The following is a 20,324-nucleotide window of genomic DNA, read 5'->3' on the forward strand; positions in this document are numbered from 1 at the left end:
GCCCCCGTGTTGGTGGACCGTCCGTAAGACTCCGTGATCGAGGAGCCTCATCTATGCAACTTACTCACGCTTTACTCGGTTCCCGATTCCGGTCACGAACGAGGCAGGATTGTGACCATGTCCAACACTCCCATGGCAGCGAGCCCACTCACCCGGGCCGTACTCGAGATCGACGAGTACGCCTCCGGCCTCGGCTGGGACCAGCCCGCCCGCCTCTTCGCCCTCGTAGACACCGCACGCCTGCGGGCTCAGGAACCCGGCCTCGCCGCTCAGCTCGGCCTGGAGAACGAGCAGGAGACCATCGGTCTCACCCCCATCGAGCAGGACGAGATCCCCGCCGGCAAGCCGCTGGACGAGTTCCTCGGCACCATCGCCTGGCCCGACGCCGTCGTGGGCTGCGCGCTCACCGTGGAGCGGCTGATGCTGCCGCCTTCCGCGGAGGCCTCGGTCCCGGAGGGTCTCAGCGGCAAGAAGCTCACCCAGTGGGTCGCCGCGCACCCGGACCGCCAGGAGGTACGCATGACGGTCGGCGTCCTGCGCGACGGCACCCGCGACTCGGCGCTGCGGCTGCGTGAGAAGGACGCGGCGACGGAGGTGCTCACGGGGGCGGGCCTGGTGCCGGGCCTCGCGCAGGCGCTGTCGGCGACGTTCGCGGACTGATCCGCGCACGGACGTGGCCGGGGCGCCCCGCTGTTCGCGGGGCGCCCCGGCCACGGACGAGCGGTGTCCGTCAGCCCTTGGCGGTGCACTTCGGCAGGTCGGAGGTCCGGCCCGCGCTGATGTCCTTCAGGGCCTTCATCGCGTCGTCGATGGTGCCGACCTTGACGAGCGTGAGCCCTCCGGGGGTGTCCTTGGCGGCGGCGGCGCAGTTGTCCTTGGGCGTCAGGAAGTACTGGGCGCCCTTGTTGCGGGCACCGACGGTCTTCATGTCGATGCCGCCGATCGGGCCGACCTTGCCGTCGTCGTCGATGGTGCCGGTACCGGCGACGAACTTGCCTCCGGTGAGGTTCCCCGGGGTGAGCTTGTCCACGATGCCGAGCGAGAACATCAGACCCGCGCTCGGTCCGCCGACGTCGGCGAGCTTGATGTCGACGGTGAACGGGAACGTGTGGTCGATCCCGGCCGAGATCCCGACGATGGCACGGTCAGTGCCGCTGTCGGCGGACTTGACCGTGGTGATCGTCACGTCCTTGGTCGCGGTCGCCGTCGTGTGCTCCTTCGTCGCGGCGGCCTGGTCCTTGGCGGGCACGATCCTGAAGACGACCTTCTCGCCGGGCTTGTGCTTGGTGACCAGCTTCGCGACGTCGTCGGGCGCCTTCACGGCCGTACCGTCGACGGCCTTGATGACGTCACCGGCGTGCAGCCGGCCTTCGGCCGGGGACCCCTTGACGACGGTGGAGACGATCACCCAGGACTTCACCGGGATACCCAGCTCCTTCAGGGCCGACACCTTGGCGCTCTCCTGGGACTGGCTGAACTCCTCGGCGTTCTCCTGCGTCGACTGCTGCTCGGTCTTGCCGTCCGGGTAGAGCGTGTCGTGCGGCACGATCTTGGCGTCGTGCGCCAGCCATCCGTACACGGCCTCGACGAGGTTCATCTTGTAGTCGGCGCTGGTGACCCGGACCGTGGTCATGTTCAGGTGCCCGGTCGTCGGATACGTCTTGCGGCCGGAGATCTGCAGCACCGGCTCGCCGTCGTGGTCACCCAGTGTGTTCACCGTGGGACCCGGTGACATCTCCGAGTACGGCACTTTGATGAACACTCCCGCGCACAGGAGCGCGATCAGGATCAGAGTGGAGGCGAGCATCGTCGCGGTGCGGCGTGGCATGGAACGACAGTACGGGACGGTGCTGTAAGCGCACCGTCGGGGCCGTCCGTACGTGGTGGGGCCGGAGCCCGCCCAAAGGGCGCGAACACCCATTTCCCGGCGGTGATCCAGAGTGTTCCGCGCGGTGCCGGCCGGGACACCGGACGTCGTCCGCCGCGCACCCGGGCGCACCGCGCGGGCGCGGGGGACGGACCCTGGATCTCACACCGCGTCCGAGTGGGACTTCTCCCGGACGTCGGTCCGCTCCATGGCCTCACGGAAGCGTGTGTATCCAGCGAGTTCGACACCGTCTCCCGCGGCCTTGCGATTCCGGCCGGCCCAACTTCCCCACAGACTGGCACCGACCGCGGCCATCAACGGAATCAGCAACCAGGCAAGCGCCGCCATGTCGACCTCCCAACCCCATGAGCGACCGCAACTGACTGATCAGCAGATTAACCATCCGCAGTGTCAACGCTCACGGCAGGGCCCCGGTTACGCAACCGGACGGCGGGTGAGAGTTCGGTCAGTCCTCGGCGCCGGGGAATTCGCCGGTCTCAGCAGGCCCCGACCCATTCCTGCGAACCGTCGGAGAACCTCTGGTGCTTCCAGATCGGCACCTCGTGCTTGAGATCGTCAATGAGCCGGCGACAGGCCTCGAAGGCCTCGCTACGGTGCGGGCACGACACGGCGACGATGACGGCCAGGTCCCCGACGCGCAGGTCGCCCACCCGGTGAACGGCCGCCAGCGCCCGCACCGGATAGGCGGCGGCCACCTTCTCGGCGACCCGGCGCATCTCCGCTTCGGCACTCGGGTGGCACGAGTACCCGAGCTCGTCGACGTCGGCGCCCGCGTCGTGGTTCCGTACGGTCCCCACGAACAGCGCGGTCCCCCCGGCGGCGTCGTCCCCCACGGCTTTGAAGACCTCGTCCAGGGAGAGCGGTTCGTCGCGGATCGCGAGCAGCCGGACCGGATCCTGCGCGGCCTGCTCACCGGGGTGGTCATAGGTAGGTGCCATGGCTCCATCGTGCCGCACTCCTCCGACACCGTGGAATACGGCTTTCACCCGGCACGCGCGCGTACCGCTCGGAGCCTCCTCCGGAACGCCCCCGACCCACTCCCTCGATCCACGAGTCCGGGCCGTGACCGGCGTGCGGGGCACATCTCCACGGCCCGGCCGGCCACACCGGCCGACGGGAACGATCTCTCACCCCGCCCGCTCGGGCCCCGCACGGGTCGGGCCCCGCACGGGTCAGGGGTCAGATCCTGCGCCGGGCCTTACGGGCCCGTCGTACCACCGCCGCCGCGCCCAGCAGGGCCACCGTCGCGCCCGCCGCGCCCGCCGCGGTCGCGTCCTTGCGGCCCAGCCGACGGCCGGCCACCGTGTGCCGCCCGGCGACCTCCTCCAGCAGCTCCGCCAGGACCTCTTCGTTGGTCCAGCGCGGCCGCCATCCGGCATCGTGCAGCCGGCTCCCGCTCACCACCCAGGGGTACATCGTGTAGGCGAGATCCCCGGCGGGCGAAGGAGTGAGCCCGATCCGGTGAAGCCGGGCGGCGGCGCCCAGCGCGACCGCCGACGGCAGCTCCATCCGCCGGATCCCGCTCAGCTCCTCCACCTCCTCCTGTTCCAGCCATCCGTCGCACCCGACGGCCAGCTCGCCCTCGACCTTCTCGACGACCGCGTACTCCAGCGCACTGCACAGATCCTCGACGTGGCAGAACTGCCAGGCGGGCCTCGAACCCGCCACGACCAGCAGCCGGGGTGACTCGAAGTACCTGGTCAGCGCCGTGTCCGAACCTCCGCCGACGAGTACCCCGGGCCGTACGACGGTCACGTTCAGCCCTGGGTGCGCCCGCGGCGCGCGGCGCGCCAGCCGCTCGATCTCCAGGAGGTCGCCGACACCCGTCGCCTCGGCCGTCGCCCGCAGTTCGGCGTCCTCGGAGAGTGGCAGTTCGTTGTCGGGCAACGCTCCGTAGACCATCGCCGACGTGCACAGCACGACCCGGTGGACCCCGGCCGCCGCGGCGGCGGTGAGCACGGTCTGCGTACCCCGGACGTTGTACGCGGTCCGGGCCGCCGCGTCCGTCTCCAGATCGAGGTCGAGCGCCAGATGGACCACGACGTCCGCTCCGCGCAGCTTTTCGGCGATCGCCGGATCCCGGACGTCCAGGATGTGCCACTGGGCGTCGGCGCACTCGCCGCGCCGCTCGTCGATGGCGACGACCTGCTTGATCTCCTCGTTGGCGGCCAGCCGCTCGGTGAGCAGCGCGCCCACACCGGCCGCGGCGCCGGTGACCGCGACGACGGGGCCGCGCGAGGCTGGGCTGGTTGAGTGGTTTCGCGCTGCGCGAACCTGCGGATCTGGGGAACTCACCGGGCGTCTCCAGCGGTTGTCTTCAGTAATGGACGCGTGTGACGCGCCCCTACCAGGTGGCATCCATCCTGCCGCAGGCGACGAGTCGGCGAAGCACCGAGGCCCGATCGGGTTCAGGTGTCTACGCTGGGTGGTGTTGTGGGCAGCCGCCGTCGGAACGAACCGGCGGCCTTACCAGCCGAGGAATCCCGTGAGTGACACCCCATTCGGATTCGGCCTTCCGCCGGAGGAGCCGGAGAACGGCGACGAGGGCAAGGAGAAGGACCAGCAGAGCGGTGGTGGTCAGGGGCCGTTCGGTTTCGGGCTGCCCGGAGCCGGCGGCCCCGGAGCCGACAATCCGCTCGCAGCCATGTTCGGCTCGATGAACCCCAATGACCTGGGCGCCGCGTTCCAGCAACTGGGCCAGATGCTCTCGTACGAGGGCGGTCCGGTGAATTGGGACATGGCCAAGCAGATCGCCCGGCAGACGGTCGCCCAGGGCACCTCTGACGGCACCAAGGACGCGAGCGTCGGCCCCGCCGAGCGGATCGCGGTCCAGGAGGCCGTCCGTCTGGCCGATCACTGGCTGGACGACGCGACGTCCCTGCCGTCCGGTGCCGCCTCCGCGCTCGCGTGGAGCCGCGCGGAGTGGGTCGAGGCGACCCTGCCCGTGTGGAAGGAGCTCGTCGACCCCGTCGCCGAGCGCGTCGGCGCGGCCATGGGCGATGTGCTGCCCGAGGAGATGCAGGCCATGGCGGGCCCGCTGATCGGCATGATGCGCTCCATGGGCGGCGCCATGTTCGGTACGCAGATCGGGCAGGCCGTCGGCGTGCTCGCGGGCGAGGTCGTCGGCTCGACCGACATCGGCCTGCCGCTCGGCCCGGTCGGCAAGGCCGCGCTGCTGCCGCTGAACATCGAGTCGTTCGGGAAGGACCTGAGCGTCCCCCAGGAGGAGGTGCGGCTCTACCTCGCCCTGCGCGAGGCCGCCCACCAGCGCCTCTTCGCGCACGTGCCGTGGCTGCGCTCACACCTGTTCGGCGCTGTCGAGGGATACGCGCGCGGGATCAAGGTCGACACCGCGAAGCTGGAGGACGTGGTCGGCCAGTTCGACCCGCAGAACCCGGAGGAGCTGCAGCAGGCACTCCAGCAGGGCATGTTCCAGCCGGAGGACACGCCGGAGCAGAAGGCGGCGCTGGCCCGCTTGGAGACGGCGCTCGCTCTGGTCGAGGGCTGGGTGGACGCGGTCGTCCACTCGGCGGCCAAGCCGCGCCTCTCGTCGGCGGACGCGCTGCGCGAGACGCTGCGCCGCCGCCGCGCCACGGGCGGTCCCGCCGAGCAGACGTTCGCCACGCTGATCGGTCTGGAGCTGCGCCCGCGCCGGCTGCGGGACGCCTCGCGCCTGTGGGCCTCCCTCACCGACGCGCGCGGTGTGGACGGCCGGGACGGCCTGTGGGCCCACCCGGACATGCTGCCGACGGCGTCCGACCTGGACGACCCGGACGGCTTCGTGCACCGCGAGCACATGGACTTCTCCGAGCTCGACAAGATGCTCGGCGAGGCCGCGAGCGGCACCGCGCAGAAGCCGAACCTGGAGAAGGACGACGACTCCGACGGCGACTCCAAGGACTCCGACAAGGACGACAGCAAGGGCGACGGCACCGAGTGAGCCTGTACGACGACGCGGTCCTCGTCCTGAAGAGCCACGAGGACCAGGAAGAGCTGAGCAGGACCTATCTGGATCACCTGTCCGCGCACCCGGACGGGATGTGGAAGTCGTGTCACGCCGGGCACCTCACGGCGAGCGCTCTGGTGATCGACCCGTCGCGCGGCCGCGTCCTGCTGACGCTGCACCGCAAGCTCCGGATGTGGCTGCAGATGGGCGGGCACTGCGAGCAGGGCGACTCGACCCTGGCCGACGCGGCTCTGCGCGAGGCGACCGAGGAATCGGGCATCGAGGGGCTGACCCTCCTGCCGGGCGGTCCCGTGACACTGGACCGGCACGCCATCCCGGCGCCCTGCCACTGGCATCTGGACGTCCAGTACGCCGCTCTCGCCCCGGCCGACGCCGTCGAGGCCATCAGCGACGAGTCCCTCGACCTGCGCTGGTTCGCCTACGACGAGGTCGCCGACGTGGCCGACGACTCGGTCGTACGAATCCTGGAAGCGGCCCGCGCACGGCTGTGACCGGCGCGGAGGGGACCGTTGGGTCCAGCGCGTAAGGGGCGACCGCTCAGGCGATCGCCCCTTACATCCGCTCGCTGCGACCGTCGCTTCCCGGACGGTCGGGCGTCAGCTCCAGGCGTTGCCCTGGTTCTGCGCGTGCACGCCCTGCTGGCCCATGCCGTACTGGGCGCGCAGCCCCTGGCCGATCGCCGCGTTCTGCGGCGGCAGCAGTTCACTGGGCTGCACGAGCGCGTAACCGCTGCCCATGAAGCTGAGTTCCCAGCCCTCACCGGTGTTGCCGCGGCGGCGCCACACTCCGGAGGAGTGGGTCTGGGCCTGCATCTGCACGCGCAGGCCCGTGGACCACGCGACGATCGCGTCGGCATCGCAGTTGACGTACCGGTCCGGGGTGACCTGCATCATCAGCGGCACCCCGGAGGTCACCAGCGCGACCTTGCCGCGCCCGGTGATGTTGAGCTGGTACTTCCCGGAGCCGGAGATGCCGTACTGGCTGTCCACGGCGATGACCTCGTGGTGCAGCCCGGAGTCCATCGCCAGCACGTAGCTGCTGTCGACGGTGAGGCCGTCCTGGTCGACGTCGAGGATGTGCACGTGCTGGCCGAGGTTGGCGAGGTAGACCGTGCCCTGCCCGTGGCAGCGCATCAGGTCGAGGCCCTCACCGGTGTACGCACGCGCCCGGTGCTGGCTGTTGTTCTGGTACTCGGCGTCGAACTCGACGAGACCCTGGTACGCGACCATGGTGCCCTTGCGGGCGAGGATGTCGTCGTGACCTTCCAGGACGACGCGCAGCATCTGCGAGTTCTGCAGGCTGTAGCGTTCCTGGGTCTGCTGCTCGTTGTAGCCGAAAAGCGGGCTCTGCATGATGTCCTGCTCCCCCTCAGCCCCGGACTCGGAGGCGGTCGGTGCTGTCCTCGCTGGGCTGGACGACGACGATGCCCTGCCCGGAGAACGCCATCTGGAAGGCCTCGCCGCTGCCGCGTCCGATCAGCGACTGCGCCTTGAAGCTGCGCTTGCCCTTCACCTTGAGGTTCGGCGACCAGGCGACGAGCGCGTCGGGGTCGACGTACGTCTCGTCCTCACCGCCGCCGCAGTCGACGACGATCGGCTTGCCCCGGGACGTCAGCGCGACCCAGCCCTGACCGGAGATCTTGGTGTTCCACAGACCCTGTCCGGCGAACTTGGCGAGCCCCTTCACCCGCTCGACGCCCCAGGTGAGATGGGCGTCGAAGGCGAGCAGGTTCGTCGCGTTGACGGAGATCGCGTCCCCGTTGAGGTTGATGACGACGACGTTGGCCCCGTAGTCGGCGAGGTAGAGCAGACCGTCGCCGGAGCACTTCATGAGGGGCGCGCCCTCGCCGGTCATCCAGTCGCGTGCGATCTGGCGTACGGCGGGCGGGTTGGGCTCGTACTGGACGAACCCTTCGTAGGCGACCATCGATCCCACGCGCGCGAGGAGGTCGTTTCCGGTCTGCATGGCGACCTTCAGCATGTGACTGCCGTGGTTCTCCATGCGCGCGGTGACGGGTGCCGGGGCAAAGCCCGCGAGTTGCTGGTTCATGTCGGGCTCCCTCAGACCTCGTACGGCTGGACGACGACGAAATTGCCTGGCGCGGCACGGAACTGGAGGTTCACGCTCTCGCCGGTGTCGCCGGCGTAGGCGTTCCGGCGCATCCTCACCTGGCTGGAGACGATCACCTGAGCGGCCGCGGACCAGGCGACGACGGCGTTGCAGTCGGCGAACGTCGTGGGGGTCACCGGCAGGACGACAGGGGCACCGTGCGTCTTGACGACGATGGTGCCCGTCCCCTGGAACTGCATGGTGAACAGCGCGCCTCCGGGGATGCCGTGACCCTCGATACGACGGACCTCGTACTGGAGGGACTCGTCGAAGGCGAGGACGTTCTCCGCGGAGACGCAGATCGCGTCCCCCTGGAGCTCGATCGGGTGCACGTGGGTGGCGTTCTCGGCGAAGAACACCTGGCCCTGACCGGTGCAGCGCATCAACTGCATCTCCTGGCCGGTCGCGCTGCCCACGAGCCGGCCGGCGAACCCGGCGCCCTTGTAGCTGAAGTCGACCTTGCCCTGGTACAGCACCATGCTGCCCTGGCGGGCCAGTACGGGCTGACCGCCGACGCCGAGATCGACGCGGATGAGCTTCTTGTTCTGCGGAGTCCACCGCTGACCGGTGGGCGTCTCCTTGAAGGCCCCCAGCGCGGCGGCGACCCCGGCCCCGCCCTGCGGGGCACCCTGGGGTGCCCCGTACGGGGAGGGCGCGCCGGGCTGACCCGGGAACTGCCCGGGTGCCTGGCCCGGGATCTGTCCGTACTGCGGCTGCTGACCGTATCCGGGGGGCGCCGTCGGTGCCTGCTGGCCGTAGCCGGGCGGCATCTGAGCCGTCTGGCCGGGCTGCTGGTGGCCGTAACCGGGCGGCGGACCGGGCGGACCGGGCGGGCCGGGCGGCTGCGCGTACGGCGCGGGGCCCGGCGGCGGGACCGTGCCGCCCGGCGGAATGTGCAGCGGCCCCACGAGGGTGGGGGCCGCGTGCACGGGAGGCGCGGGCGCCGGAGCGTGCGGCGCGGCACCGGGGGGCGGCGCGAAGCCCTGCGGGGCGGGTGCCGGAACGGGCGCCGCCGGCGCGCCGAACGTGGGCGCGGCGGTGGCCTGGGCCGGCGGGGCGAAGGTCGGTGCGGCGCCGGACTGCGGCTGCGGGGTGGCCGGCTCCTCCTCGGCGACCTCGCCGCCGAAGTTCTTCAGCAGCGCGTCGAGGCCGCCGTCGAAGCCCTGTCCCACGGCGGCGAACCGCCAGACGTCCTTGAGGTAGAAGTCACCCAGCATCACGGCACGTTCGGTGGAGAATTCGGCACCGCTGAACGCGTACCGGGCCACTTCCTCGCCGCCCGCGACGACGCGGAGGTATCCAGGGGCTATCTGCGACATCTGTCCGGCGCCGTCGATCGTCGCCGTGAAGGACAGCTTCTGGATCCGCGCCGGGATCCGGTCGAGGGTGACCCGGAAGGACTCCGTGTCACCCGACTGCGCGCCGAGCAGCTGGATGGACTCCTCGGGGGACTTCGGCTGGTTGAAGAAGACGAAGTACCGGTCGTCCGAAAGCCGTTCGTCGGCGTCCAGACCGAAGCAGCTGATGTCGAAGGTGAGTCCGGGGCCGGTGATCTGCACACCTACGTACAGATCGGTGCCCGCGGTGAGGTCACTGATCTTGGCCTTGTGGCCGCGTTGGAATTCCCTGGCCATGCGTAACGACCGTCCCCCATCCCGAATGCGAGTGCGTCGCGTCAGGCTAACGGCAAAGTCCGGAAGTGGACGAAGCCGGTACAGACCCGGTACAGAATCACCCTCGCGGAGGGACCGGACCGCCCCTACTCCTCGCGGCCTGCCGGAGGGTGGGGAAGCCGGTCGGCTGCGACGACGCCTTCGAGATAGCCGCGAGCGCGCTCGGTACGCGGATAGGCCTCCAGGAGCCGCCAGAAGCGCGGCCCGTGGCCGGGTACCAGCAGATGGGCGAGTTCGTGGAGGAGGACATAGTCGACGACGTACTCGGGCATGCCCTGCAACCGGTGCGACAGACGGATGCTGCCCTCGGCGGGGGTGCAGGAGCCCCAGCGGGTGTTCTGGTTGGTGACCCAGCGCACCGACGAGGGCCGCGCACGCCCGTCGAAGTAGTGGGCCGACAGCCGCTCGGCCCGTTCGGCCAGCTCGGTGTCACCGAGCACCCGTTTGCTCTCCTGGGCGGCCAGTTTGTCGAGCATGACGGTCACCCAGCGCTGCTCCTCCGCCTCGGACATGCGGGCCGGGATGAGCACAACGGTGCGATCGCCCTCACGGTACGCGGAGACCGTTCTGCGCCGTCGGGCACTCCTGCGGACCTCGATCGCGCTCGCCCCCGAACCGCTCGGCGGCGGGCTCGTCGTGCTGCGCTGTGAAGTTGCGGCGCTGTGCAGTGGGTCGGCGGGCACGCCCCGACGTTACCTGCTGCACCTGGGGGAAGTCCCGCCCCCGGGACGGTTCGATGCCGATCCGCGCTCTGCGCGTTTGATTTGTACGACGAACGATGCCACCTGTGGACAACTTTCGGCGGGGTCCGGCGGGGAGGGGCATGCTGGCATTCGGTCCGCGCTGCGGGAGTGCACCGCGGACATACGGGGACGTACTACGGGGGTAGGTCATGCATCCGATCGTGAAGCCCGCTCTGCGGCGCGGCTGGCGGGATCTCAACACCGTGCAGTTCGGAATGGCACCGGCGCACGCGATGGTGCTGGGCCCGATGGACACGGCGACGGGCAGCTTCCTCGAACTGCTCGACGGGACACGCGGAATGCCGCTGTTGCGCGAACAGGGACGTGAGATGGGGCTGCCCGACGGCCACGTCGACGGGCTGGTGGACCGGCTGGCCCGGTCGGGCCTGCTGGACGACACGACCGGAGGCGGTCCGGCCGCGGACGCGTTGCGTGAGAGGAAGGAGGTCATGGACCGGCTGCGGTCCGACCTCGCCTCCCTCTCCCTCGTCGCCCCCGAGCCCGGCGGGGCGGTCAAGCGTCTGGCCGCCCGCCGCTGCCTGCGCGTACAGGTGCGGGGCGCCGGCCGGGTCGGGGTCGTGCTGGCCGCGCTGCTCGCGGGCGCCGGCGTGGGCGACGTCGAGGTGCGGGACCTGGGCCGTGTCGAGCCGTGGGACGTGGCGCCGGGCGGGCTTCCCGTCGAATCCATCGGCGAGCGCCGGGAGGACGCCGCGCGCCGGGCGGTGCGCCGGGCCGCTCCGGACCGTCCGCCCCGCGCCTCCGCCAAGGAGGGAGAGGGGGAAGAGACGCGTGGGCTGTCCCTCGTGATCCTCGCTCCCCGTGACGGTCTCGCCGTCCACGTGCCGGACCCCGCGTCGGCCGAGAGCCTGATCGTCTCGGGGACGCCCCACCTCTACGCGGGGGTCGTCGAGGCGACCGGGGTCGTGGGCCCGCTGGTCCTGCCTGGCGACACCGGCTGCGCGGGCTGTCTGGACCGGTGGCGCACCGACCGGGATCCGACCTGGCCACGCCTGGTCGCGCAGTGGCGCTCCGGGCAGCGGCGCCTGGTGACCGCGTGCGACCTCGCCCTGGCCGCGGCGGTCGCCGGACTCGCCGCGAGCCACGCGCTCGCCTTCCTGGACGGAGATCCGCCCGCCGGCGCGGCGGCCCGCTGGGAGGCGTCGCTCCCCGGATGCCACTGGCATGCGACGCCGGTCTGGGGGCACCCCGCCTGCCCTTGTGGCACCGCGGAGAAAACAAAAGGTGAGCAGACCCCCGAGGACGGCGAAGTGCACGAGACAATGGCAGGGCAACAGCCGCACGCGGCACAGCTTGCCGGCACCTGGAGGGCGCATGTCTGATCTTCCCCGGAAGGCAGTCACCCGTACTGCCAAACTGGCCGCGCTACCGCTCGGCTTCGCCGGGCGTGCGACCTGGGGACTCGGGAAGCGGATCGGCGGGAAGTCGGCGGAGATCGTGGGCCGCGAGCTTCAGCAGCGCACGGCCGAACAGCTCTTCAAGGTGCTCGGGGAGCTGAAGGGCGGTGCGATGAAGTTCGGGCAGGCACTGTCCGTATTCGAGTCGGCACTGCCGGAGGAGGTCGCCGGTCCCTATCGGGCGGCGCTGACGAAGCTCCAGGACGCGGCACCCCCGATGCCGACCCGCACGGTCCACTCCGTGCTGGAGGAGCGGCTCGGCGCGGACTGGACCGAGCTGTTCGTGGAGTTCGAGGACAAGCCGTCGGCGGCGGCCTCGATCGGCCAGGTGCACCGGGCGGTGTGGCACGACGGCCGTGAAGTCGCCGTCAAGGTGCAGTATCCGGGGGCGGGCGAGGCCCTCCTGTCCGACCTGACCCAACTCGGCAGATTCGCACGGCTCCTGGGCCCCCTGATCCCCGGTATGGACATCAAGCCGCTCATCGCGGAGCTGCGTGACCGGGTCTCCGAGGAGCTCGACTACGGCCTGGAGGCACAGGCGCAGGCAGCGCACGCCGAGGAGTTCGCGGGCGACCCGGACGTCCTGGTGCCGGCGGTGGTCCATCAGTGCGAGCAGGTACTGGTGACCGAGTGGATCGACGGGGTTCCTCTGTCGGAGGTGATCACCGGCGGCTCGCAGGAGCAGCGGGACCGTGCCGGCCAGTTGCTGGCCCGCTTCCTCTTCTCGGGCCCCGCCCGCACCGGCCTGCTGCACGCCGATCCGCACCCGGGCAATTTCCGTCTCCTGCCGGACGAGAAGAGCGGCTGGCGCCTCGGGGTCCTGGACTTCGGGACGGTGGACCGGCTGCCCGGCGGCCTGCCCCAGCCGATCGGCGACTCCCTCCGCATGACGCTGGACGGTGACGCCGAGGCGGTCTACGAACTGCTCCGTGAGGAGGGTTTCGTCAAGGATTCGATAGACCTCGAACCCGACGCGGTCCTGGACTACCTGCTGCCGATCATCGAACCCGCCGAAGCGGACGAGTTCACCTTCAGCCGGGGCTGGATGCGCAGCCAGGCCGCCCGCATCGCCGACCCGCGTTCCCCCGCCCACCAGTTGGGCAGGCAGTTGAACCTGCCGCCTGCCTACCTCCTCATACACCGGGTGACGCTCAGCACGATAGGTGTCCTGTGCCAGCTCGGCGCGACGGTCCGCCTGCGCGACGAACTGGAGGAGTGGTTGCCGGGGTTCGTGTCGGAGGATGAGCTGGAGGACGAGGAGCTGGGCGAAAAGGTGTCGGCCGCCGAGGCGTGAGCCGGCGCGACGGACGCGGCACGCGGGTTCGGCGCTCGTCGCACCGGGAGGTGGGCCGGCAGCGCCGATTCGGGTGACGCGTCGGCCGCTGCCGAACAGGGTCCATGTCGAACCGGGTCTACCACCAGGCCGAGTCGAGGCGGCCCTCGATCGCTCTGAGGTTGCCGCGGGCGCAGTTGTCGCAGAAGTAGTGGCGGGTGCCGTTCTCGACGGAACAGGTCCACATCGGCCGAGGACCGGGGGCCGGTGTGCCGCAGTGGGCGCACACGATCTTCGGGGCGTCGCCCGCGTCGGACGTCGGTGTGGAGCGGGCGCTGTCACTGTCTTCGGGAAGACTCGTCACTCGGGCGACGATATCTCCGCGATCGGCGGTTCGCCCGCTACAACGCACCACAGGGGCCGGTCCGTTCGGACCGGCCCCCGCCAGATTCAATTCCTGTGACTGCTGCGACTGCAACGGCTGCTACGACGACATGCGTCGATTACTGCATGACCGCCATGGCCAGCGCGCGCCGGGCTCGCATCGAAGCGCGCTCGGCCCTGCGCTGCATGCGGCGAGCGGAGGCCAGGCGCACAGCCTGGCGTTCCCCCTCGGCCTGGTGCAGTCGCTCGTGCATATGCGCACGAGCCAAGGCTTCTGGGATGAGTTGCATCTCTCGGGTCCTGTTCTGACGCGAGTCGTTCGCGCCGCTGGTGGTGAAGTCTGGGGTCGCGGAGCCTGCGGGCTCGCTCGTGGACGGCGTCATCGGGGCCTGTTTCTTGGGGTCGTGCGTCAGGGGGCGGTCGATCGTTCCTCGGATGTTCATGCCGCGACCGGGTTCTTGCGCGGGCGGCCACGCGGCCGCTTGCGGGCCACGACAACACCCTGGACGAAGAGCTCGCCACCCCAGACGCCCCAGGGCTCACGCCGCTCCTTGGCGCCGGCGAGGCAGGCCTCCATCAGCGGGCAGGTGCGGCAGAGCGACTTGGCGTACTCGACATCGGCCGGAGACTCGGCGAAGAAGACCTCCGGGTCGTAGGAACGGCAGGGGACGGGTACGCCGAGGTTCTCGATGGCGTCGTCGAGCGCGGTGAGCGCAGTGAGCGGGATCAAGGTGGAGTCCTCCGTGAGGCCGGGCGGGGGGATCGTTTCGGAAGGCGGTACGGACGGGGCGTGCGCTTCGAGTTGCACGGTTCGTCTTCCTCGTCTGGTCGTGCCGGCCGGGTCGGCCGGTTGGCGGCTGGTACCGGGTTCATTTCTTGTCCCGAGGCCCCTTCGCTCCGTCGTCCCCGGTCGGGGACAAACAGAAGGGCCGCGGATCCCGGGTGGGGTTCCGCGGCCCTGAAGGCGCCGGCCTGATGGTGGATCAGGCTGGATCACTCCAGGGTTCAGGCCCACGGAAGGCCCACATCGTGTGGTGCTGCTGCGTCTGCTTCAGGGATCCGGCACCGGCTGCCGCAAAGGCATAGGCATGTGCCTGTGCCGCTACTGCAGCTTCCAGTGCCTGGGTCGGTCGTTCGATGCGCTCACTGACGGGAAGACCCGCGAGAGACACGGAGGACGCCGGCCGGACGGCGGGAATGCCGGACAGACCGGTGCCCAGGTTCGAGACGCCGAGCTTGCACGTGGAGACGACGACCGAGCGATCGGTCATTTTCACGGTGTTGATGAAGCTGGTGTTGATGCTGATCACGGGGAATCGCCTCCTCTCGGCGTCTTGGGGGACCGGTGCGAACCGGTCCGACGGTTATTAAGTACAGCACGGAACCAGGGCCTTGGAGAAGACCGCCGCTGCCGTGGTTAAGAACCTATGGGGATTGCTGGGGCATGCGCAAACTATTTTCTCGACGAGTTTGAATCAATCGCCCTCGCTGTCTCCTCCGACCTCTCGACCTGCGCAGATGGCCAGAACGTCGGCTCCGAAGCGGTTGAGTTTGCGCACACCGACCCCGGGGATCCGGGCGAGCTCGCCCTCGTCGTCCGGCGAGGTCTCCGCGATCGCCATCAGCGTCTTGTCGGTGAAGACGCAGAACGCGGGCTGCCCGCTGCGCTGCGCCTGCACCGCCCGCCACTCGCGCAGCCGCTCGTAGAGACCTTCGTCCATGTCGGAGGGGCAGCCCTCGCAGCGCATCAGCTTCATCTCACCGGCGTCGGTGAGGGTGCGACCGCAGACCCGGCAGCGCGCGGGGCTGCGGCTCGTGCGTCGGACGGCGGTCACTCCGCTGCTTCCGGCGCCGCGCTCGATGCCTCCCGAGGCGCCGCCACCGCCACGGCCCGCCGTGGCGACGGAACCGGGACGCAGCCCGTCGAGGAACCGGCTGGGGCGTCGGCCGGCACGGCCGCCGGGTGAGCGGGCGAGTGCCCAGGAGACGAAGAGATGCTCTCTGGCGCGGGTGACGCCGACGTAGAGGAGGCGGCGCTCCTCCTCGATCTGTTCGTCGGTCTTCGCGTAAGTGATCGGCATCATGCCCTCGGCCACACCGACCAGGAAGACGACGTCCCACTCCAGTCCCTTGGCGGAGTGCAGGGAGGCGAGGGTGACGCCCTGCACGGTCGGGGCGTGCTGGGCGCCGGCGCGCTCGTCGAGCTCGGCCACCAGATCGCCGAGCGTCGCGTCGGGCTTGGCGGTCGCGAAGTCCCGCGCGAGGTGCACCAGGGCGGCCAGCGACTCCCAGCGCTCTCTGACGGCGCCGGAGCCGGCCGGGGGATTGCTGGTCCAGCCCTCGCCCGACAGCACCGCCCGGACCTGCGAGGGCAGGTCGACGACGTCATCGAGCAGCGAGTCGTTGCCGCCGAAGCGGGCCGCGGCGCGGAGGGCCGCGCCCGCCTTGCGCACCTCGGGGCGGTCGAAGAACCGCTCGGCGCCGCGCAGCTGGTAGGGCACACCGGCGTCGGCGAGCGCCTGTTCGTAGATCTCGGACTGGGAGTTGGTGCGGAACAGAATCGCGATCTCACCGGCGGGGACGCCGGAGGCGACGAGGTCGCGGATGCGGCGGGCGGCGCCCTCTGCCTCGGCGGGCTCGTCCGTGTACTCGGCGTAGACGGGCTCGGCACCCGCGGGCCGCTGGGAGATCAGTTCGAGGCGGTGCTCGGCGGCCCTGCCGCGGGCCTGGGAGAGCAGGCCGTTGGCCAGGTGGACGACCTGGGGCGAGGAGCGGTAGTCGCGGACGAGCTTGACGACGGTGGCTCCGGGATGGCGGGTGCGGAAGTCGAGCAGGTGGTCGGGGGTTGCACCCGTGAACGAGTAGATCGTCTGGCTGGCGTCCCCGACCACGCAGAGGTTGTCCCGCTCGCCGAGCCACAGCTCCAGAAGGCGTTGCTGGAGCGGGCTGACGTCCTGGTACTCGTCGACGACGAAGTGCTGGTACTGGGAGCGGACCTGCTCGGCGATGTCGTGCCGGTCCTGCAGGATGGCGACCGTCAGCAGCAGGACGTCCTCGAAGTCGATGACCCCGCGGTCACGCTTGAGGTCCTCGTACACCGAATAGATCTTGGCGGTCTCCGCCGGGTCCCGGGGGGCCTCGCGGCCCGCGCGGGCGGCGGCCGCGGCATAGTCGGCGGGGATGGTCTGGGTGACCTTGCACCACTCGATCTCGCCGGTGACGTCCCGCAGCTCTCCTCGATCGAGGCGGATGCGGCAGGCTGCCGCCGCGTCCGCGACGAGCTGGATCTTGCGGTCCACGAGCCGGGGCAGGCTGCCACCGACCGCTTTCGGCCAGAAGTACTGGAGCTGGCGCAGCGCGGCGGAGTGGAAGGTGCGGGCCTGGACTCCGCCGGCGCCGAGCTGGCGCAGCCGGCCGCGCATCTCGCCTGCGGCCCGGTTGGTGAAGGTGACCGCGAGCACGCTGGAGGGCTGGAGGATCCCCGCGCGCACCCCGTATGCGATGCGGTGGGTGATCGCCCGTGTCTTGCCCGTGCCGGCGCCCGCCAGGACGCACACCGGACCGTGCAGGGCGGTGGCGACCTCGCGCTGCTCGGGGTCGAGCCCGTCGAGCACCGCGTCGGCCGTGTCCGGAACCTGCGGGAAGAGGGTGGAGTGCGTTGCTGCTGTCACCCTGCCATGCTGCCAGGTCGGGGGAGACGGGTGAGCCGGTTGTCCACAGGGAGGCGCCTGCGGTCGTACGAATGCGGCAGGCGTCACGTCGGCCGCGCGTCAGGGTCGCATCTCGGCCATGCCCCGAGCGTCACGCCCCTCCCCCGCCGGGCCCGTCTCGTCTCGTCTCGTCTCGTCTCGTCTCGTCTACGGTGCGGTGCGGTGCGGTGCGGTGCGGTGCGGCGAGCATCACGTCTCGGCGGGCACCCCGATACCCCCCACGGGAATGGCGACCGGGCGGCCTGCGTTCCACTTGCAGCGACCACGCACCCGAAGCCGTGAAGGAGCGCATGAGACATGCAGGGCACTGTGACGATGTACAGCACCACGTGGTGCGGCTACTGCCGTCGGCTCAAGAGCCAGATGGACCGTGAGGGCATCGCGTACAACGAGATCAACATCGAGCAGGACCCGCAGTCCGCGGCGTTCGTCGAGAAGGCCAACGGCGGGAACCAGACGGTTCCGACCGTTCTGGTGGTTCCCTCCAACGGTGGCGAGAACATCGTCATGACGAACCCGAGCCTGGCCCAGGTGAAGCAGGCTCTCGCGGTCTGACGCTCCCACGCGCGACGCCCCCTCCGGCCGAGGTCACCGGAGGGGGCGTCGCCGCGTACGGCCGTGCCGAGCTGTTCAAACGATCTGGGCGCCGCCGCCCGGGGAGAGCAACCCCGCCGACGTCCGGGCAGAGATCGGCGTCCGGCCGACGTCAGGCGGTGTTCCCCCGCGTCGGCAGGGGCTTGCCGTACCAGAGCTCGATCAGGCGGGCCGCGATCGAGATTCCGTAGGGAGGCACCACCTCCCCGGACTCGAAGGCGGCTCGCAGGTCCTCCCGGGAGAACCAGCGGGCTTCGTGGATCTCCTCGCCGTCGACGTTGATCTCCGACGAGGTGGCGCGGGCCATGAAGCCCAGCATCAGGCTGGAGGGGAACGGCCAGGGCTGGCTGGCGACGTAGTCGACCGCGCCGACCGTGACTCCCGCCTCTTCGAAGACCTCACGGCGTACGGACTGCTCGATCGACTCGCCGGGTTCGACGAACCCCGCGAGCGTGGAGAAGCGGCCTTCGGGCCAGTGCACCTGGCGGCCGAGCAGGATGCGGTCCTCGTCGTCCGTGACGGCCATGATCACTGCCGGGTCGGTGCGCGGGTAGTGCTCGGCGCCGCACGCGGGGCAGCGGCGGATGTGGCCTGCGGCGGCGATGACCGTGCGCTCGCCGCAGCGGGAGCAGAAGCGGTGCAGTCGCTGCCAGTTCTCCAGGGCGACCGCGTGGACCATCAGGCCTGCGTCGCGCGGTGACAGCAGGAGACCTGCCTCCCGCAGGCCCGCCGGGCGGGCGGACTGGTCGATCCGGCCGGGAAGCGCGTCCTTCTGGAGTGCGAAGTAGCTCACCCCGTCGTCGTCCGTGCCCAGGAAGTAGCGGTGTGCCTCGGTGAGAGGGGCCTCGAAGGAGGGCGTCATCAGCAGTGCGGTGGTGCCGTCGGCCATCTCGTCGATGAGCACCTGACCGCCGGAGACCACGAAGGCGCGGGTCGTGGGGTGGCTCCAGGCCGCCGCGAGCCAGGCCTCGTCGAGCCGGTGGTGGGCGGCCCGGTCGATGCCGCTCGGAGCGGTGAGCGAGATGGGACGGTCGGCGCTGTGGTCGGTCCAGGTGGTCACGGGTGCTTCCAACTCCCCCGGTGGAACGGTTATTTCGGCGGGCGGTTCAGCAGGACGGGCGTGCGGTGCGCTCTTGAGGGTGTGAATCGGCTTGTTCAGGGTGTCTCGCGCCAGTTCTCGGCCAGGTCGCCCCACAGGTAGGCGGTCGTTTCGACACCCTTCATGAGGAGGTCGAGTTCGACCTTCTCGTTGGGGGCGTGCCAGCCGTCGGAGGGAACGGAGATGCCCAGGAAGAGCACCGGGGCACCGAGGACTTCCTGGAGGTCGGCCGCGGGTCCGGAGCCACCCTCGCGCGTGTAGCGGATCGGCTGCTCGAAGGCGCGGCCCATGGCGCGTACGACGGACTGCAGGGCGGGGTGGTCCAGCGGCGTCAGGCACGGGCGCGTGGCCGCGCCGAACGTGATCTCGTACCGGATGCCGTCGGGTACCTGCCCGGCCGCCCAGGCGCGTACGGCCTTCTCGATGTGGTCCGGGTCCTGCCCGGCGACCAGCCGGAAGGAGAGCTTCACCAGGGCCGAGGACGGAATGATCGTCTTGCTGCCGGCTCCCTGGTAGCCGCCGCCGATGCCGTTGACCTCGGCGGTCGGGCGGGCCCAGACGCGCTCCAGAGTGGTGTGCCCGGCCTCTCCGTGGGTGGCCGTCGACCTGGCCGTGCGCAGCCACCGCTCCTCGTCGAAGGGCAGTTCGGCGAAGAGAGCGCGCTCGCGGTCGGTGAGTTCGGTGATGCCTTCGTAGAAGCCGGGTACGGCCACGCGTGCGTGCTCGTCGTGCAGGGCGGCGACCAGACGGGCGGCCGCGGTGGCCGGATTGGGCACGGCGCCGCCGAACGATCCGGAGTGGATGTCCTGCTCGGGCCCGTACAGCTCGATCTCGCACTCGGCGAGGCCCCGCATGCCCGTGCAGACCGTGGGGGTGTCCTCGGACCACATGCCGGTGTCGGAGACGATCACGGCGTCGGCCGCGAGCCGCTCCGCCCGCTTTTCGACGAGGTCGCGGAAGTGCGGGGAGCCGGACTCCTCCTCGCCCTCGATCAGCAGCTTGAGGTGCACGGCCGGGGTGGTGCGCCCGGCTGCGGCGAGGTGCGCCCGGACGCCGAGTGTGTGAAAGAACACCTGGCCCTTGTCGTCGGCTGCCCCGCGCGCGTGGAGGCGGTTTCCGCGGATCACCGGCTCGAAGGGTTCCGTGTCCCAGCCGTCCTCGCGGGCGGCCGGCTGCACGTCGTGGTGCCCGTAGACGAGGACCGTGGGCGCGTCGGGGTCCTCGGAGGGCCACTCGGCGAAGACGGCCGGGGCGCCCGCGGTCGGCCAGACCTCACTGGTCGGGAAGCCGGTCTCCCGGAGCTTGGCGGCGAGCCAGTCGGCGCTGCGTGCCACGTCCGCGGCGTGGTCGGGCTGAGCCGAGACCGAGGGGATGCGCAGCCACTCCGCGAGGTCGTCCAGGAAGGCGGCGCGGTGGGTCTCGATGTACGTACGGACGGTGCTGACGGCGTTGTCAACGGGCTTGCTCAT

Annotated in this window: 21 protein-coding genes; 6 read left to right on the forward strand and 15 right to left on the reverse strand. The window is 70.6% G+C overall.

Annotated elements, in window-relative coordinates; genetic code table 11:
• The first annotated feature begins 117 nt into the window (after window positions 1-117).
• A complete protein-coding gene (locus tag ACFYW8_RS14335) occupies window positions 118-660 on the forward strand; it encodes a PPA1309 family protein (protein WP_389072967.1) in 543 nt (180 codons plus the stop codon).
• A 70-nt stretch (window positions 661-730) separates the two neighbouring features.
• Here the strand turns inward: ACFYW8_RS14335 and ACFYW8_RS14340 are convergent, their stop codons facing one another.
• The 4 genes from ACFYW8_RS14340 to ACFYW8_RS14355 all read right to left on the reverse strand — a co-directional run bounded on the left by ACFYW8_RS14340 (window position 731) and on the right by ACFYW8_RS14355 (window position 4,183).
• Window positions 731-1,828 carry a PDZ domain-containing protein gene (locus ACFYW8_RS14340; RefSeq protein ID WP_365875829.1) on the reverse strand — a complete coding sequence of 366 codons (1,098 nt, stop codon included), beginning with the start codon at window positions 1,826-1,828 and terminating at the stop codon, window positions 731-733.
• Between the two features lie 201 nt (window positions 1,829-2,029).
• Window positions 2,030-2,215: a hypothetical protein gene (locus ACFYW8_RS14345; RefSeq protein WP_365875831.1), complete on the reverse strand. Its 186-nt coding sequence runs from the start codon at window positions 2,213-2,215 to the stop codon at window positions 2,030-2,032.
• 149 nt (window positions 2,216-2,364) lie between these two features.
• Complete coding sequence (locus ACFYW8_RS14350) at window positions 2,365-2,826, reverse strand: molybdenum cofactor biosynthesis protein MoaE (protein WP_365875833.1); 462 nt, start codon at window positions 2,824-2,826, stop codon at window positions 2,365-2,367.
• Between the two features lie 241 nt (window positions 2,827-3,067).
• Window positions 3,068-4,183 (reverse strand): SDR family oxidoreductase, encoded by a 1,116-nt coding sequence (locus ACFYW8_RS14355; RefSeq protein WP_365875835.1) that lies wholly within the window; start codon window positions 4,181-4,183, stop codon window positions 3,068-3,070.
• A gap of 190 nt (window positions 4,184-4,373) precedes the next feature.
• Here ACFYW8_RS14355 and ACFYW8_RS14360 point away from each other — a divergent pair, with 190 nt between their 5' ends.
• Together ACFYW8_RS14360 and ACFYW8_RS14365 are read left to right on the forward strand one after the other, a co-directional pair.
• Window positions 4,374-5,828 (forward strand): zinc-dependent metalloprotease, encoded by a 1,455-nt coding sequence (locus tag ACFYW8_RS14360; protein WP_389072981.1) that lies wholly within the window; start codon window positions 4,374-4,376, stop codon window positions 5,826-5,828.
• Entirely contained in the window at window positions 5,825-6,346 is a 522-nt protein-coding gene (locus ACFYW8_RS14365; RefSeq protein ID WP_389072985.1) for an NUDIX hydrolase, read from the forward strand. Before ACFYW8_RS14360 ends, ACFYW8_RS14365 begins: the two co-directional genes overlap by 4 nt.
• A gap of 105 nt (window positions 6,347-6,451) precedes the next feature.
• On the opposite strand, the gene ACFYW8_RS14370 is transcribed toward ACFYW8_RS14365, so the two are convergent.
• The 4 genes from ACFYW8_RS14370 to ACFYW8_RS14385 form a co-directional block, all read right to left on the reverse strand.
• Window positions 6,452-7,207 carry an AIM24 family protein gene (locus tag ACFYW8_RS14370; RefSeq protein WP_365875841.1) on the reverse strand — a complete coding sequence of 252 codons (756 nt, stop codon included), beginning with the start codon at window positions 7,205-7,207 and terminating at the stop codon, window positions 6,452-6,454.
• A 16-nt stretch (window positions 7,208-7,223) separates the two neighbouring features.
• A complete protein-coding gene (locus ACFYW8_RS14375) occupies window positions 7,224-7,904 on the reverse strand; it encodes an AIM24 family protein (RefSeq protein WP_365875843.1) in 681 nt (226 codons plus the stop codon).
• A gap of 11 nt (window positions 7,905-7,915) precedes the next feature.
• A complete protein-coding gene (locus ACFYW8_RS14380) occupies window positions 7,916-9,598 on the reverse strand; it encodes a TerD family protein (RefSeq protein WP_389072993.1) in 1,683 nt (560 codons plus the stop codon).
• Between the two features lie 125 nt (window positions 9,599-9,723).
• A complete protein-coding gene (locus ACFYW8_RS14385) occupies window positions 9,724-10,320 on the reverse strand; it encodes a M48 family metallopeptidase (RefSeq protein WP_365875847.1) in 597 nt (198 codons plus the stop codon).
• 209 nt (window positions 10,321-10,529) lie between these two features.
• Between ACFYW8_RS14385 and ACFYW8_RS14390 the strand changes: the two genes are divergently transcribed.
• Complete coding sequence (locus ACFYW8_RS14390; protein ID WP_389073000.1) at window positions 10,530-11,720, forward strand: TOMM precursor leader peptide-binding protein; 1,191 nt, start codon at window positions 10,530-10,532, stop codon at window positions 11,718-11,720.
• Window positions 11,713-13,089, forward strand: a complete 1,377-nt coding sequence (locus ACFYW8_RS14395) for an ABC1 kinase family protein (protein ID WP_389073004.1) — start codon at window positions 11,713-11,715, stop codon at window positions 13,087-13,089. The genes ACFYW8_RS14390 and ACFYW8_RS14395 overlap by 8 nt, the downstream gene beginning before the upstream one ends.
• A 118-nt stretch (window positions 13,090-13,207) precedes the next feature.
• On the opposite strand, the gene ACFYW8_RS14400 is transcribed toward ACFYW8_RS14395, so the two are convergent.
• From ACFYW8_RS14400 to ACFYW8_RS14420, 5 genes are all read right to left on the reverse strand, one after another.
• A complete protein-coding gene (locus tag ACFYW8_RS14400; RefSeq protein WP_389073007.1) occupies window positions 13,208-13,432 on the reverse strand; it encodes a hypothetical protein in 225 nt (74 codons plus the stop codon).
• A 139-nt stretch (window positions 13,433-13,571) separates the two neighbouring features.
• Window positions 13,572-13,895 (reverse strand): hypothetical protein, encoded by a 324-nt coding sequence (locus tag ACFYW8_RS14405; protein ID WP_365875853.1) that lies wholly within the window; start codon window positions 13,893-13,895, stop codon window positions 13,572-13,574.
• On the reverse strand, window positions 13,892-14,260 hold the full coding sequence (locus tag ACFYW8_RS14410) for a WhiB family transcriptional regulator (RefSeq protein WP_028802016.1): 369 nt from the start codon (window positions 14,258-14,260) through the stop codon (window positions 13,892-13,894). The genes ACFYW8_RS14405 and ACFYW8_RS14410 overlap by 4 nt, the downstream gene beginning before the upstream one ends.
• Before the next feature lie 175 nt (window positions 14,261-14,435).
• Window positions 14,436-14,762, reverse strand: a complete 327-nt coding sequence (locus ACFYW8_RS14415; protein WP_365875855.1) for a hypothetical protein — start codon at window positions 14,760-14,762, stop codon at window positions 14,436-14,438.
• Between the two features lie 165 nt (window positions 14,763-14,927).
• Complete coding sequence (locus tag ACFYW8_RS14420; protein ID WP_389073020.1) at window positions 14,928-17,123, reverse strand: ATP-dependent DNA helicase UvrD2; 2,196 nt, start codon at window positions 17,121-17,123, stop codon at window positions 14,928-14,930.
• 336 nt (window positions 17,124-17,459) lie between these two features.
• Here ACFYW8_RS14420 and ACFYW8_RS14425 point away from each other — a divergent pair, with 336 nt between their 5' ends.
• Window positions 17,460-17,717: a mycoredoxin gene (locus ACFYW8_RS14425; RefSeq protein WP_365875859.1), complete on the forward strand. Its 258-nt coding sequence runs from the start codon at window positions 17,460-17,462 to the stop codon at window positions 17,715-17,717.
• A gap of 151 nt (window positions 17,718-17,868) precedes the next feature.
• Here the strand turns inward: ACFYW8_RS14425 and nudC are convergent, their stop codons facing one another.
• Both nudC and ACFYW8_RS14435 read right to left on the reverse strand, forming a co-directional pair.
• Complete coding sequence (gene nudC / locus ACFYW8_RS14430) at window positions 17,869-18,816, reverse strand: NAD(+) diphosphatase (RefSeq protein WP_365875861.1); 948 nt, start codon at window positions 18,814-18,816, stop codon at window positions 17,869-17,871.
• 95 nt (window positions 18,817-18,911) lie between these two features.
• Entirely contained in the window at window positions 18,912-20,324 is a 1,413-nt protein-coding gene (locus ACFYW8_RS14435; RefSeq protein ID WP_365875863.1) for a dipeptidase, read from the reverse strand.

It is taken from the genome of Streptomyces sp. NPDC002742 (assembly GCF_042888885.1).
Taxonomy (GTDB): domain Bacteria; phylum Actinomycetota; class Actinomycetes; order Streptomycetales; family Streptomycetaceae; genus Streptomyces.